Raw genomic sequence first — 14,089 nt, forward strand, 5'->3', positions numbered from 1 at the left:
CCTCAGCTGGACTCGGTTTCGTGCGATCGCCAGACCAGCAGAAGGCCGACGGCGACCACCGCGGCCAGGCCGAGAACGCCGAGCCCGCCGAACAGCAGCACCCGGCTCAGTGCCTCGTCGACCCGGGTCGCCCGGTCGACCTGGGCCGATGAGCCCGGGAGTGGGGGATGTCCTCGGCCCAGCAGCACCGGGGCCTGCGCGGGCGGCAGGTTGCCGCTGCAGATCGTGGTGGTGAGTACGGGGGCTGCTCCGCGTGCCGTTTCGCTGGACTCCCGGGCGAACACGACCATCCGGTCGCCCACGGCCGCAGAGATGCCGCAGGATCCCCCGTCGGACGGCGTGCGCACCTCCTGCTCGGCATACACCGTTCCCTTGAAGACCTGCTCCGTCGCGAAGGTGACGTCGCGGCCCCGGCCAGAGATATGGCGCCGGCCGCTGTCCTCGACCACGCCCAGGAAGATCGCATCGGCGGCCTCCAGCGACTCCTGCAACGAGGAGGATCCACAGCTACAGGCGTACGCGGGACGCTGACCGATCCCGCTCAGCAGGCCGATCAGCGCGAGAGCCAGCAGCCAGGCGCCGGTCGCATGCAGGCGGCGGGGATCGCGGCGGACGGCCGGCTGCGGGGATAGGTGGGCCATGAGTCAGTCTTACCGCCAGCACCGAGCACCACAAGAGCCATCGCCCGGCGGCCGGCAAACCGGATCGCTGTCGGTGGCCGGGCCCCGTAGGATCAGGAGTCGCTGTCGGCGCCGTGCCGAGAGCAGCTGTCGTTGGAGGAACTGCACGTGATTCGCACCCATGGTGCCGGCACACTTCGTGTCGAGCACGCTGGAACCACCGTCACCCTGGCCGGCTGGGTCGCCCGCCGCCGCGATCACGGGGGTGTGGCCTTCCTCGATCTCCGCGACGCCTCCGGCGTGGTGCAGGTGGTGGTGCGAGACGAGATGCTGGCCGCCTCGGGCGCCCACGACCTGCGAAACGAGTACTGCATCGCCATCACCGGCGAGGTCGCCGCCCGGCCCGAAGGCAACGCCAACCCCGACCTGCCCACCGGTGAGGTCGAGGTCGTCACCTCATCGCTGGAGGTGCTCAGCACCGCCGCCGCGCTGCCCTTCCAGATCGACGAGCGCGTCACCGTCGGCGAAGAGGCTCGGCTGCGCTACCGCTACCTCGACCTGCGTCGCCCTGCGCAGGGTGCCGCCATCCGGCTGCGCAGCAAGGTAAACCAGGCCGCCCGGGGCGTCCTGGCTGAGCGGGACTTCGTCGAGATCGAGACCCCGACGCTGACCCGGTCCACCCCCGAGGGTGCTCGTGACTTCCTGGTGCCGGCGCGGCTCCGCCCCGGCTCCTGGTATGCGCTGCCGCAGAGCCCACAGCTGTTCAAGCAGCTGCTGATGGTGGCCGGGATGGAGCGCTACTACCAGATCGCGCGCTGCTACCGCGACGAGGACTTCCGCGCCGACCGGCAGCCCGAGTTCACCCAGCTCGACGTCGAGATGAGCTTCGTCGACCAGGACGACGTGATCGAGCTCGGCGAGGCCATCCTGGTCGCCCTGTGGAAGCTGATCGGGCACGAGATCACCACCCCGATCCCGCGGATGACCTACGCCGAGGCGATGAACCGGTACGGCACCGACAAGCCCGACCTGCGTTTCGGCAACGAGATCGCCGAGGTCACCGACTACTTCGCCGAGACCCCGTTCCGGGTGTTCCAGGCCGAGTACGTCGGCGCCGTGATCATGCCCGGCGGAGCCTCCCAGCCGCGCAAGCAGCTCGACGCCTGGCAGGAGTTCGCCAAGCAGCGCGGTCACAAGGGACTGGCGTACGTCTTGGTGGGCGAGGACGGCGAGCTCGGCGGTCCGGTGGCCAAGAACCTGTCCGAGGCGGAGCGGGCGGGTCTCGCCGCCCGGGTCGGCGCTGCGCCCGGTGACTGCGTCTTCTTCGCCGCAGGCGCCCGGTCGAGTGCGCAGGCGCTGCTCGGTGCGGCCCGGTTGGAGATCGGCCGCAAGGTCGGGCTGATCGATGAGTCCGCCTGGGCCTTCGTCTGGGTGGTCGACGCCCCGCTGTTCGAGCCGGCCAGCCAGGCGGTGGCCAGTGGGGACGTGGCTGTCGGCGGCGGCGCCTGGACCGCGGTGCACCACGCCTTCACCTCGCCCAAGCCGGAGTCGCTGGACACCTTCGACACCGACCCGGGATCCGCCCTGGCCTACGCCTACGACATCGTCTGCAACGGCAACGAGATCGGCGGCGGCTCGATCCGGATCCACTCCCGCGACGTGCAGGAGCGCGTCTTCGCGATCATGGGTCTGAGCAAGGAGGAGGCGGCCGAGAAGTTCGGCTTCCTGCTGGACGCCTTCAACTACGGCCCGCCGCCGCACGGCGGGATCGCCTTCGGGTGGGACCGGATCTGCGCGCTGCTGTCGGGGATGGACTCCATCCGCGAGGTGATCGCGTTCCCGAAGTCCGGCGGTGGGGTGGACCCGCTGACCGACGCCCCGGCGCCGATCACGCCGCAGCAGCGCAAGGAAGCTGGGGTGGACGCTCGCCCCGCTGCCGATACCCCTTCGGAGGCGTAGGCCGGGGTTGTCGAGTCCGCGGTGAGGGAGGGCGGGCCAGGTCCCGCCCTCCTCAGTCGCTGCGCTCCTTCGGAATGCCCGACCGAGCCCTGACCTGGCCCGCCCACCCTCACCGCTCGTGCCCTCGTACGGCTCGGCTCGGCTTGCGCCGTCGCGCGGATGGCGGCGGGCGTCTGGGCGAGGGCTAGGGTGAACCGGGCGTACGGGCGATTGATCACGGGCAGGTGGGACGGGTATGAGCGAGGACCTCTTCGGCAACGCGGTGGGGGGCGGGGCCGGCTCGCCGACCGGCGGCGGGAGCCTCGGGGACGCGGACCGGGCCGGCCTGCCGTTGGCGGTACGGATGCGGCCGCGGACGCTGGACGAGATCGTCGGCCAGCAGCACCTGCTGGCGCCCGGATCCCCGCTGCGTCGACTGGCCACGGGTGAGGCGATGTCGGTCTTCCTCTGGGGGCCGCCCGGCGTCGGCAAGACGACCATCGCGTCGGTGGTCTCGCGCCAGACCGATCGCCGCTTCGTCGAGATCTCCGCGGTCACCGCCGGCGTCAAGGACGTCCGCGCGGTGCTCGACCAGGCCCGCAGCGAGCTGCGCCAGGGCAGACAGACCGTGCTGTTCGTCGACGAGGTGCACCGGTTCTCCAAGGCTCAGCAGGACGTGCTGTTGCCGGCGGTCGAGAACCGGCTGGTCACCTTGATCGCGGCCACCACCGAGAATCCCAGCTTCTCGGTCATCTCCCCGCTGCTGTCGCGTTCGTTGCTGCTCACCCTCAAGCCGCTGACCGACGAGGACATCTCCGGGCTGCTGACCCGGGCGCTGGCGGAGGACCGGGGCGTCCGCACCACCGGCAGCGCGACCCTGCCGGCGGGGGAGACGTTCACGCTCACCGACGAGGCTCGCTCCACCCTGCTCCGGATGGCCGGGGGCGACGCCCGACGGGCTCTGACTTATCTGGAGGAGTCCGCCGCCGGGGCCGAGGCGGTCGGCACCACGGTGATCGACACCGACACCGTCGAGCGGGCGGTGGACCGGGCCGCGGTGCGCTACGACCGCGACGGCGACCAGCACTACGACGTGATCAGCGCCTTCATCAAGTCCATCCGCGGCTCCGACGTCCAGGCCGCGCTGCACTACCTCGCGCGGATGCTGGAGGCCGGTGAGGACCCCCGCTTCATCGCCCGCCGGCTGGTGATCTTGGCGTCGGAGGACATCGGGCTGGCCGACCCGACCGCCCTCACCACCGCCGTCGCAGCAGCCGACGCCGTCGCCTTCATCGGGATGCCCGAGGGGCGGATCAACCTGGCCCAGGCGGTCATCGCCTTGGCCGTCGCGCCGAAGTCCAACGCCGTGGTGATGGCCGTGGACGCTGCCCTTGCCGACGTCCGCGCCGGCAAGATCGGCCTGGTCCCGCCGCCGCTGCGCGACGCCCACTACCCGGGCGCCAAGGCGTACGGGCACGGATCGGGCTACGTCTACGCCCACGACGCGCCCCACGGCATCGCCGCCCAGCAGTATCTGCCCGACGAGCTCACCGGCGCCGTGTACTACCGACCGGTGGCCCGGGGCGCCGAGGCTGCGATCGCGGACCGGTTGGCGCGGATCGAGGAGATCCTCGCGTCGGCTCCGTCCGGCGCATCGGCGAAGCCGAAGCGCGGACAGTCGCGGTAAGGTCATCTCTGCACCTGACGCTGCCCGCACGGCAGCGCTAGACAACGAACGTGAGGAACCCATATGTCCGTAGGGGAGATCGCCGGCCTGATCGCCGCCATCGCCTTCGTCGCCCTGGTGGCCCTGACCGCGGTCCCGCTGCTGAAGCTCGGCCGCGTGCTCGAAGAGGTCCGCCTGGCAGTCCGCGACATCGGACACGAGTCTGTCCCGATCCTGACCGAACTGCGCGGCACCGTGTCCGCGACCAACAACGAGCTCGAGAAGCTCAGCCTCGTCACCGAGGACGTGGCCACGGTGAGCAAGAACGCCACCGTGGTGAGCGAGAACGCCGCCCAGCTCACCACCTTGTTCAGCGCGACGCTGGGCGGTCCGCTGGTCAAGACGGCCGCCGTCAGCTACGGCATCCGCAAGGCGTTCAAGGGCGGCGACACCGACAAGACGCCGGCCCGCGCCCGCAGCAGCAAGCTCCCCGGCCGCCGGAAGAAGTGAAGATGAAGCGACTTTTCTGGTTCAGCGTCGGTGCCGGCGTCGCGGTGTATGCCGCGGTCAAGGTGCGTGGCTATCTGCAGCAGGCAACTCCCCAGGCCCTCGGCCACCGGGTGGCCGACGGCGCCGCCGGCGTGGGCGAGCGTGCCCGCGACTTCGTCGACCGCGCCCGAGCCGCCACGGCCGAGCGTGAAGCCGAACTTCGGGACACGCTCGGCCTGACGGACTGACTCGTCGCCTCTCACCTCCAAAGGACTCACTCTCATGAAAACCGCCGAGATCCGGCGCCGCTTCCTGGACTTCTTCGCCTCGCGCGGCCACCAGGTGGTGCCTTCTGCACCCTTGCTCTACAACGACCCCACCCTGCTGTTCGTCAATGCCGGCATGGTCCCGTTCAAGCCGTACTTCACCGGCGCCGAGACGGCTCCGTACGACCGGGCCACCAGCGTGCAGAAGTGTGTGCGCACCCTCGACATCGAGGAGGTCGGCAAGACCACCCGGCACGGCACCTTCTTCCAGATGAACGGCAACTTCTCCTTCGGTGACTACTTCAAGGCCGAGGCGATCACCTACGCCTGGGAGCTGATCACCACCTCGCAGCAGGCCGGCGGCCTCGGCTTCGACCCGGACAAGGTGTGGGTCACCGTGCTGCATTCCGACGACGAGGCGGCCGCGCTGTGGGCCGACATCGCCGGACTGCCCCAGGAGCGGATCCAGCGCCGCGGCCTGTTGGACAACTACTGGAACATGGGCGTCCCCGGACCGGGCGGACCCTGCAGCGAGATCTACATCGACCGCGGCCCCGAGTACGGCCCCGACGGCGGCCCAGTGGTGGACGAGGACCGCTTCTTGGAGATCTGGAACCTGGTCTTCATGTCCGAGGAGCTGTCGGTCGTCCGGGCGAAGGACGACTTCGACGTGATGCGGCCGCTGCCGCGCAAGAACATCGACACCGGGATGGGCCTGGAACGGGTGGCCTACCTGCTGCAAGGCGTCGACAACCTCTACGAGATCGACGAGGTCTATCCCGTCATCGACCGGGCAGCCGAGCTGGCCGGAAAGCGTTACGGCGCCGACCACGGCGACGACGTCCGGCTCCGGGTGGTGGCCGACCACGTCCGCTCCTCGCTGATGCTGATCGGTGACGGGGTCACCCCCGGCAACGAGGCGCGCGGTTACGTGCTGCGCCGGCTGCTGCGCCGCAGCATCCGGTCGATGCGGCTGCTCGGCGTCGACGAGCCGGTGCTCGGCGAGCTGCTGCCGATCAGCCGGGACCAGATGAAGCAGTCCTATCCCGAGGTCGAGCGCGACTGGGACCGGATCAGCGACATCGCCTACGGCGAGGAGGAGGCGTTTCGGCGTACCCTCACCGCCGGCACCCAGATCTTCGACCTGGCTGTCTCCGACGCCAAGTCCCACGCCCAGACCAGGCTGCCGGGCGATCGTGCCTTCCAGCTGCACGACACCTACGGCTTCCCGATCGACCTGACGCTGGAGATGGCGGCCGAGCAGGGTCTCGAGGTCGACGAGGCGGGATTCCGGGCGCTGATGAACGAGCAGCGGACCCGGGCCAAGGCGGACGCGAAGTCCAAGAAGGGCAGCGGGATCGCGACCGAGATCTACGCCCAGCTGCGGAGCAAGGGTGAGACCCCGTTCACGGGCTTCGAGACGCTGACCGGGGAGAGCGCTGTGCGTGGCATCGTCGTCGACGGCGAGCTGCGCGAGGTCGCCCGGCCCGGCACCGAGGTCGAGCTGGTGCTGGAGGAGACCCCGTTCTATCCCGAGTCGGGCGGCCAGGCCGGTGACCACGGGACGATCACCGTCGACGGCGTCGAGCTCACCGTCCATGACGTGCAGCGGCCGGTCAAAGGGCTGGTGGTGCACAAGGTCACCGTGGGCGAAGGCGAGCTGCGGGTCGGCCAGGGCGCGACCGCCGTGGTCGACCGGGAGTGGCGGCTGGGCGCCTGCCAGGCACACTCGGCCACCCACGTCATCCACGAGGCGCTGCACGAGATCCTCAGCCCGACGGCGTTGCAGGCCGGCTCGTTCAACCGGCCCGGCTATCTGCGGCTCGACTTCTCCTGGAACCACCCGGTGAGTGAGCAGCAGCGCAGCCAGATCGAGGAGCTGTCGAACACCGCGATCCGCGCCGACTACGGCGTCAGCGCCAGCCTGATGCCGCTCGCCGAGGCCCGGTCGATCGGCGCCATGGCGCTGTTCGGCGAGGTCTACGGCGACATCGTCCGGGTCGTCGACATGGGCGACGGCTGGTCGCGTGAGCTGTGTGCCGGCACCCACGTGGCGCAGTCCTCGCAGGTGGGTCTGATGGCGGTGACCAGCGAGTCGTCTGTCGGCTCCGGCCTGCGGCGGATCGAGGCCCACGTCGGGATGGAGGCGTTCCAGCACCTGGCCCGCGAGCGGTCGCTGGTGATGGGGCTGGCGGACACCCTGAAGGTGCAGCCCGACCAGCTCACCGACCGGGTGGCGAAGATGGTCAGCCAGCTCAAGGATGCCGAGCGCGAGATCGCAGCGCTGCGGAGCAAGAACCTGCTCACCACCATCGACCCGATCCTGGCCAAGTCGCACGACATGTGGGGCGTGGCCTACATCGCCCACCATGCCGACGGGGTCTCGGCCGGGGATCTGCGCACGCTCGCGATGGAGATCCGCAACCGGGTGGCCGACACCGCCGCCGTGATCTGCCTGATCGGCGGTACGGCGGAGAAGCCTGCCGTGGTGGTGGCCACGACCGAGGGCGCGCGGAACCGCGGCCTCAAGGCCGGCGAGCTGGTCACCGTGGCCAGTCAGACGCTGGGTGGTCGCGGCGGCGGCAAGGACGACCTGGCCCAGGGCGGCGGCTCGGATGCGAGCCAGATCCCGGCGGCGTTGACGGCCGTCGAGTACGCCATCGGGCATCGGGTCCTGTCCTGAGCGCACTGCGCCCGGGCGTACGGCTGGCGCTCGACTGGGGCGACGCCCGGATCGGCGTGGCCAAGTGCGACGCCTCCGGGACGCTCGCCTTCCCGTTGACCACGGTGCGGGCCGGCGACGCCGAGCTGGCGGATCTCGCCGCCGTGGTCGCGGCGGAGGAACCGCTCGAGGTCGTCGTCGGTCTGCCTCGCTCGCTCTCGGGCGGCGAAGGGCCGGCCGCGGTCAAGGTCCGGGCCCGCGCCGTGGCACTGGCCGGGCTGCTCGGGACGGGCGTACCGGTGCGGTTGGTGGACGAGCGGCTGACCACGGTCACGGCGTCGCGACGGCTGTCGGAGAGCGGAAAACGGGTCAAGCAGCAGCGCAGCGTCATCGACGCCGCGGCGGCGGTGGCCATCTTGGAGCACGCGCTGGACGTCGAACGATCCCGGGGCGCTGCACCCGGGGAGTTAGTATCGGCACCGACAGACGACCACTGAGCGGGAGAGACACGCTGTGACATCGATGCTCGACCCGGACGTTCAGCCGAGCCCGGCTCGCGAGATCGTCCACCGGGGCAAGGGCTGCCTGGCGGTGCTGGTGGCGTTCGCGGTGCTGGTCGTGGGCGGCTATCTGGTCTACGACCGTGGCTCCGCCCTGCTGGCCGGCTTCGGTGAGCCGGACGACTACGAGGGCGCCGGCAAGGGGCAGATCACCGTCACCATCCCCGACGGCGCCTCGCTCAGCGACATCGGCTCGGTGCTGGTGGACAACGACGTCATCAAGTCGACCGACGCCTGGGACGAGGCGCTGCGCCAGGAGGAGCGGGCCACGTCGATCCAGTCAGGTCGTTATCTGATGAAGACGCAGCTGCCGGCCATCGAGGCGCTGCGGGTGCTGATCAACCCCGGCGACTCCCGCGTGCGGGCTCAGTTCACGGTGCTCGAAGGGCTTCGGCTCAGCGCCCAGGTCGACGCCCTGGTCAAGGGGACGAAGATCAAGAAGGCCGACTTCGACAAGGCGCTGGACAACCCGAAGGCGCTCGGGCTGCCGGCGTATGCGAAGAACAAGCCCGAGGGCTTCCTCTTTCCCGACACCTACGAGCTGACAGCGGACGCCAACGCCGCGTCGGTGCTGAAGGCGATGGTCAGCGGCTACAAGAAGGTGGCCGACGACATCGAGCTGGAGGACCGGGCCAAGGCGCTGGGCTACAGCCCCTACGAGGTGCTGATCGTGGCCAGCATCATCGAGCGCGAGGTGAACGACCCGAAGTATCGGGCCAAGGTCGCGCGGGTGCTCTACAACCGGCTGGACAAGGGCCAGAAGCTTGAGCTCGACTCCACCGTCATCTACGCCAAGAACCTGAAGACGACGACCACCACGCCACAGGACCGCAAGAGCAACTCGAAATACAACACCTACAAGTTCGAGGGTCTGCCGCCCGGTCCGATCTCTGCCCCCGGCAAGGCGGCGCTGGAGGCGGCGGCCAACCCGGACCCAGGCAAGTGGCGCTACTTCGTGACCGTCAACTTCGACACCGGCGAGACGAAGTTCGCCGAGAGCTTCAGTGACCATGAGAAGAACGTCGCCGAGTTCCAGAAGTGGTGTCAGGCCAACAAGGGTCGCTGCACATGAGCGCCACCGCGGACACCCGGCAGGTGAGCGCCGCACCTCTGCCGCGGCCACCGCTTCGGGGTCCGTCCGCGGCCCAGCGCCGATGCGCCGTCCTCGGCTCGCCGATCGAGCACTCGCTGTCGCCGGCGCTGCACCGGGCGGCGTACGCCCAGCTCGGTCTGCAGCTGTGGACCTACGACCGCTACGAGGTCGGCGAAGACGAGCTGGCCGGGTTCGTCGCCGGCCTGGATGCCAGCTGGCGCGGGCTCAGTCTCACCATGCCGCTGAAGGTGGCGGCACTCGGGCTCGGTGAGGTGGATGAGCTCGCCGCGCTGGTCGGTGCCGCCAACACGGTCATCCTCGACCACGACGGACGCCGCGTCTACAACACCGACGTCGGCGGGCTGGTGGACGCAGTCACCGGCACGGGGGCCGACGAGGTACGCACGGTGACGGTCCTCGGGGCCGGGGCCACGGCGCGCTCCAGCTTGGTGTCTGCGGCACGGCTGGGTGCCGAGACGGTCACCGTGGTGGCCCGTACGCCGGCCAAGGCCGAGCGGCTGACTCCGCTGGCCGATGCCCTCGGGGTGCGGCTGCACGTCCTCGGCTGGGACGCCGAGCTGCCCGCCGCTGACCTGGTCGTGTCGACGGTGACCGCCGGTGCCGCCGATGACCGCGCCGCCGAGATCGCCGCCAGCGCCGCTGTCGTGTTCGACGCGATCTACGACCCGTGGCCGACGCCGCTGGCCGTCGCCGCGCAGGCTGCCGGGCGCACCGTGCTGAGTGGGCTCGACCTGCTGGTCGCCCAGGCGGTGCTGCAGGTTGAGCTGATGACGGGGGAGCGGGTGGAGCCGGACGTGCTGATGCGTGCGGGCCGCCAGGCCCTGGAGTCCTAGCAGCCGGCTGGCCCTGGAGTCCTAGCAGCCGGAAGGCGAGCAGTCGGCCCGAGGCGGCGTGACAGACTGACGCCCATGCTCAGATGGCTCACGGCCGGTGAATCCCACGGTCCCGCGTTGGTCGCGACACTCGAAGGTCTCCCGGCGCACGTCCACGTCACCAGCGATGACATCGCCGACGCGCTCGCCCGTCGACGCCTCGGCTTCGGCCGGGGCGCACGGATGAAGTTCGAGGCCGATGCGGTCACCATCCTCGGCGGCGTCCGTCACGGCGAGACCCAGGGCGGTCCGGTGGCGATCCAGATCGGTAACACCGAGTGGCCCAAGTGGGAGACGGTGATGTCGGCCGACCCGGTGGACCCTGCGCTGCTCGAGGGTCGGGCCCGTAACGCCCCGCTGACCCGTCCGCGGCCCGGCCACGCCGACCTGGCCGGCATGCAGAAGTATGACTTCGACGAGGCGCGGCCGATCTTGGAACGCGCCAGCGCCCGCGAGACCGCCGCCCGGGTGGCACTAGGGCGGGTGGCGAGCGCCTTCCTCGAGCAGGCGTTCGGGGTCACCCTGCTGAGCCACGTGGTCGAGCTGGGCACCGCCCGTGCTCCGTACGGGTCGATGCCGCGGATCGCGGACCTGCCGCAGATCGACGACGACCCGGTCCGCTGCTTCGACCCGACCGCCAGCGCCGCCATGGTGGCCGAGGTGGAGTCCGCCCAGGCCGACGGCGACACCCTCGGCGGTGTGGTCGAGGTCGTGGTCTGGGGACTGCCGCCGGGGCTGGGCTCGCACGCCCACTGGGACCGACGACTCGACGCGCAGCTGGCCGGCGCGCTGATGGGCATCCAGGCGATCAAGGGCGTCGAGGTCGGCGACGGCTTCGAGCTCGCCCGGACCCGCGGCAGCGCGGCCCACGACGAGATCCTGCCGGGGCCCGACGGCATCGCCCGGGCCAGCCACCGCGCCGGTGGTACCGAGGGTGGCATGAGTACCGGTGAGGTGCTGCGGGTCCGTGCCGCGATGAAGCCGATCGCGACTGTGCCCCGCGCCCTGCGCACCGTCGACACGGCGACCGGCGAGGCGGCGGTGGCCCATCACCAGCGCTCCGACGTCTGCGCCGTCCCGGCCGCCGGCGTGGTCGCGGAGGCGATGGTCGCCCTGGTGTTGGCCAACGCCGCCCTGGAGAAGTTCGGTGGCGACTCGGTGGCCGAGTCGCGGCGCAACTATCAGTCCTATCTGGCCTCGGTCGCCGAACGCGGCCTCCAGGTCCACCCCGCATGAGCGCCGACCTGGTCCTGGTCGGCGCCCCCGGTTCGGGCAAGTCCACCGTCGGTCAGCGGTTGGCCGAACGTCTGGGATTGGCCTACCACGACGTGGACGCGCAGATCGAGCAGCAGGCGGGCAAGCCGGTGGGGGAGATCTTCGCCGACGACGGCGAACCCGCCTTCCGCGCGCTGGAGGTGGCGACCACGGTAGAGCTGCTGGAGGCGCCCGGGGTGCTGTCATTGGGCGGCGGTGCGGTGATGTCGCCGGCGATCCGCGACGCCCTGGCCGGGCACCGGGTGGTCTGGCTGCAGGTCTCGGTCGGCCAGGCGGTCAAGCGGGTCGGCATGAACGAGGCCCGGCCGCTGCTGCTGGGCAACGTCCGTGGTCAGCTCATCCGGCTGCTGGCCGAGCGGACGCCGCTCTACGCCGCCGTGGCCACCCAGACCGTCGCCACCGACGAGCTGACCCCAGACCAGGTGGTCGACGCGATCCTCGCCGGGTCGAACGGATGACCGCCGAGATCACCCGGATCCAGGTGAGCGCCGAGCAGGCCTACCCGGTGGTGGTCGGCCACGGAGTGCTGGACCAGCTGCCCGACCTCTGCGGCCCTGACGTACAACGGGTCGCGGTGATCCATCCGCCGACCCTGGTCGGGTTGGCTGAGCGGGTGGTGCTGCTGCTGCGAACCGCCGGTCTGGAGCCGGTACGGATCGACGTACCCGACGCGGAGGCCGCCAAGACCGTCGAGGTGGCCGCCCGCTGCTGGGCCGTACTGGGCGCCGCCGGGTTCACCCGCTCCGACCTGGTCATCGGTCTGGGCGGCGGTTCGACCACCGACCTGGCCGGGTTCGTGGCGGCCACCTGGCTCCGCGGCGTCGCGCTGATCACCGTACCGACCAGCGTGCTGGCCATGGTCGACGCCGCCGTCGGCGGCAAGACCGGCATCAACACCGCCGACGGCAAGAACCTGGTCGGCTGCTTCTATGAGCCGCGTGCCGTCTTGTGCGACCTGGACGTGCTGGCCTCACTGCCGGCGGCGGACCTGACCGCCGGCCTGGCCGAGGTGATCAAGTGCGGCTTCATCGCCGACCCGCAGATCCTGACCCTGGTCGAGGCCGACCCAGCCGGGGTGCACAACCCGGCCGGGTCGGTGCTCCGGGAGCTGATCGAGCGGTCCATCCAGGTCAAGGCGAGCGTCGTCTCGGCCGACCTGCGCGAGTCCACCTCAGTGGGCCGGTCGGTGGGCCGAGAGCTGCTCAACTACGGGCACACCCTCGGTCACGCCATCGAGCGACGTGAGCAGTACCGCTGGCGGCACGGGGAGGCGATCAGCGTCGGCATGGTGTTCGTGGCCGAGCTGGCCCGGCGGACCGGTCACCTGGACGCCGAGCTGGCCGCCCGACACGCCACGGTGCTGTCCTCGGTCGGGCTGCCGACCAGCTATCGCGGCGACGTCTTCGACGAGCTGCTGGCGACCATGGCGCTGGACAAGAAGACCCGTGGCTCCCGGCTGCGCTTCGTCGTCCTCGACGGTCTGGCCCAGGCATCGATCCTCGAGGGCCCGGACGTCGCGGACCTGCAGGCGGCGTACGCCCAGATCAGCCGCTAAACTGGACCGCTGCCTGACTTTGGGCGACGACGAGTGAAGTGCAGAGAGGGTTTGCCGCGTGGCATCGACGAATGATCTGAAGAACGGGATGGTCCTAGACCTCGACGGGCAGCTGTGGTCGGTGGTCTGGTTCCAGCACCACAAGCCCGGCAAGGGCAACGCGGTGGTTCGCACCAAGCTCAAGAACGTGCTGTCGGGCAAGGTGGTCGACAAGACCTTCAACTCCGACACCAAGGTCGACACGGCCAACGTGGACCGGCGCGATATGCAGTACCTCTATCACGACGGCTCCGGGTTCGTCTTCATGGACACCTCGACCTACGACCAGGTGACCATCAGCGACGAGACCGTGGGGGAGGCGAAGAACTACCTGCTCGAGGAGCAGATCGCCACCGTCGCGATCCACGAGGGCAACCCGCTCTACATCGACCTGCCCGCATCGGTGGAGCTGGTGATCACCTACACCGAACCCGGCCTGCAGGGTGACCGGAGCACCGGCGGCACCAAGCCCGCCACCTTGGAGACCGGGCTGCAGATCCAGGTCCCGTTGTTCATCGTCAACGGCGAGAAGGTCAAGGTTGACACCCGTACCGGCGACTACCTCGGCCGCATCGGGAGCTGAGTCGACGCGTGTCTGCCCGCAGCAAGGCCCGCAAGCGTGCCCTCGACATCTTGTTCGAGGCAGACCTGCGGGGGACCGACCCGGTGGCGACCCTCGAGGTCCGCTCGGCCGACGCCGATCCACCGGTCCGTGACTACACCACCACCCTGGTCGAGGGCGTCAGTGCCCACCGCGACGAGATCGACACCCGGATCGCCGCGGCCGCGGCTCTGGGCTGGAGCCTGGAGCGGATGCCACGGGTGGACCGTAATGCGGTCCGGATCGCGGTGTTCGAGATCGACCACCTCGACCTGCCCGACGCGATCGCCGCGTCCGAGGCGGTCGCGCTGGTCTCCGACCTGTCCACCGACGACTCGCCAGGCTTCGTCAACGGGTTGCTGGGCGCGATCATCCAGACCAAGGACCGCAGCCGGCAGCCCGACGCTGAGGCATCCCGCCACGCCACCTAAT

14 protein-coding genes are annotated in these 14,089 nt (G+C 70.4%); 13 read left to right on the forward strand and 1 reads right to left on the reverse strand.

Translation table 11 applies throughout. The annotated features are described in order from the left end of the window. Positions 1-2 precede the first annotated feature (2 nt). Complete coding sequence (locus AC1XX3_RS13145; RefSeq protein ID WP_483321588.1) at positions 3-641, reverse strand: hypothetical protein; 639 nt, start codon at positions 639-641, stop codon at positions 3-5. 147 nt (positions 642-788) lie between these two features. Between AC1XX3_RS13145 and aspS the strand changes: the two genes are divergently transcribed. From aspS to nusB, 13 genes are all read left to right on the forward strand, one after another. Continuing rightward, positions 789-2,579 carry an aspartate--tRNA ligase gene (gene aspS / locus AC1XX3_RS13150; RefSeq protein ID WP_483321589.1) on the forward strand — a complete coding sequence of 597 codons (1,791 nt, stop codon included), beginning with the start codon at positions 789-791 and terminating at the stop codon, positions 2,577-2,579. A gap of 235 nt (positions 2,580-2,814) precedes the next feature. After that, positions 2,815-4,245 (forward strand): replication-associated recombination protein A, encoded by a 1,431-nt coding sequence (locus AC1XX3_RS13155; RefSeq protein WP_483321590.1) that lies wholly within the window; start codon positions 2,815-2,817, stop codon positions 4,243-4,245. Between the two features lie 63 nt (positions 4,246-4,308). After that, positions 4,309-4,734 carry a DUF948 domain-containing protein gene (locus AC1XX3_RS13160; RefSeq protein WP_483321591.1) on the forward strand — a complete coding sequence of 142 codons (426 nt, stop codon included), beginning with the start codon at positions 4,309-4,311 and terminating at the stop codon, positions 4,732-4,734. A gap of 2 nt (positions 4,735-4,736) precedes the next feature. Further along, a complete protein-coding gene (locus AC1XX3_RS13165) occupies positions 4,737-4,961 on the forward strand; it encodes a DUF6167 family protein (RefSeq protein WP_483321592.1) in 225 nt (74 codons plus the stop codon). 34 nt (positions 4,962-4,995) lie between these two features. Next, the gene (gene alaS, locus AC1XX3_RS13170; protein WP_483321593.1) at positions 4,996-7,662 is read left to right on the forward strand and encodes an alanine--tRNA ligase; all 2,667 of its coding nucleotides are present in this window, start codon (positions 4,996-4,998) and stop codon (positions 7,660-7,662) included. Between the two features lie 23 nt (positions 7,663-7,685). Continuing rightward, a complete protein-coding gene (gene ruvX, locus AC1XX3_RS13175; protein WP_483322107.1) occupies positions 7,686-8,138 on the forward strand; it encodes a Holliday junction resolvase RuvX in 453 nt (150 codons plus the stop codon). A gap of 25 nt (positions 8,139-8,163) precedes the next feature. Further along, positions 8,164-9,273, forward strand: a complete 1,110-nt coding sequence (gene mltG / locus AC1XX3_RS13180; protein WP_483321594.1) for an endolytic transglycosylase MltG — start codon at positions 8,164-8,166, stop codon at positions 9,271-9,273. After that, on the forward strand, positions 9,270-10,148 hold the full coding sequence (locus tag AC1XX3_RS13185; RefSeq protein WP_483321595.1) for a shikimate dehydrogenase: 879 nt from the start codon (positions 9,270-9,272) through the stop codon (positions 10,146-10,148). The genes mltG and AC1XX3_RS13185 overlap by 4 nt, the downstream gene beginning before the upstream one ends. Before the next feature lie 75 nt (positions 10,149-10,223). Then, complete coding sequence (gene aroC, locus AC1XX3_RS13190) at positions 10,224-11,423, forward strand: chorismate synthase (protein WP_483321596.1); 1,200 nt, start codon at positions 10,224-10,226, stop codon at positions 11,421-11,423. Continuing rightward, the gene (locus AC1XX3_RS13195) at positions 11,420-11,920 is read left to right on the forward strand and encodes a shikimate kinase (RefSeq protein WP_483321597.1); all 501 of its coding nucleotides are present in this window, start codon (positions 11,420-11,422) and stop codon (positions 11,918-11,920) included. Before aroC ends, AC1XX3_RS13195 begins: the two co-directional genes overlap by 4 nt. After that, positions 11,917-13,017, forward strand: a complete 1,101-nt coding sequence (gene aroB, locus AC1XX3_RS13200) for a 3-dehydroquinate synthase (protein ID WP_483321598.1) — start codon at positions 11,917-11,919, stop codon at positions 13,015-13,017. The genes AC1XX3_RS13195 and aroB overlap by 4 nt, the downstream gene beginning before the upstream one ends. 58 nt (positions 13,018-13,075) lie before the next feature. Continuing rightward, positions 13,076-13,639 (forward strand): elongation factor P, encoded by a 564-nt coding sequence (gene efp / locus AC1XX3_RS13205; protein WP_483321599.1) that lies wholly within the window; start codon positions 13,076-13,078, stop codon positions 13,637-13,639. A gap of 8 nt (positions 13,640-13,647) precedes the next feature. Beyond that, entirely contained in the window at positions 13,648-14,088 is a 441-nt protein-coding gene (nusB, locus tag AC1XX3_RS13210; RefSeq protein WP_483321600.1) for a transcription antitermination factor NusB, read from the forward strand. Position 14,089 lies beyond the last annotated feature (1 nt).

Source organism: Microlunatus sp. M237 (genome assembly GCF_056896895.1).

What these genes read in the sequence shown, in the direction of transcription:
- AC1XX3_RS13145 (WP_483321588.1), bottom strand. Translation starts at nt 641, where the DNA reads ATGGCCCACCTATCCCCGCAGCCGGCCGTCCGCCGCGATCCCCGCCGC.
- AC1XX3_RS13155 (WP_483321590.1), top strand. Translation starts at nt 2,815, where the DNA reads ATGAGCGAGGACCTCTTCGGCAACGCGGTGGGGGGCGGGGCCGGCTCG.
- AC1XX3_RS13160 (WP_483321591.1), top strand. Translation starts at nt 4,309, where the DNA reads ATGTCCGTAGGGGAGATCGCCGGCCTGATCGCCGCCATCGCCTTCGTC.
- AC1XX3_RS13165 (WP_483321592.1), top strand. Translation starts at nt 4,737, where the DNA reads ATGAAGCGACTTTTCTGGTTCAGCGTCGGTGCCGGCGTCGCGGTGTAT.
- alaS (WP_483321593.1), top strand. Translation starts at nt 4,996, where the DNA reads ATGAAAACCGCCGAGATCCGGCGCCGCTTCCTGGACTTCTTCGCCTCG.
- mltG (WP_483321594.1), top strand. Translation starts at nt 8,164, where the DNA reads ATGCTCGACCCGGACGTTCAGCCGAGCCCGGCTCGCGAGATCGTCCAC.
- AC1XX3_RS13185 (WP_483321595.1), top strand. Translation starts at nt 9,270, where the DNA reads ATGAGCGCCACCGCGGACACCCGGCAGGTGAGCGCCGCACCTCTGCCG.
- aroC (WP_483321596.1), top strand. Translation starts at nt 10,224, where the DNA reads ATGCTCAGATGGCTCACGGCCGGTGAATCCCACGGTCCCGCGTTGGTC.
- AC1XX3_RS13195 (WP_483321597.1), top strand. Translation starts at nt 11,420, where the DNA reads ATGAGCGCCGACCTGGTCCTGGTCGGCGCCCCCGGTTCGGGCAAGTCC.
- aroB (WP_483321598.1), top strand. Translation starts at nt 11,917, where the DNA reads ATGACCGCCGAGATCACCCGGATCCAGGTGAGCGCCGAGCAGGCCTAC.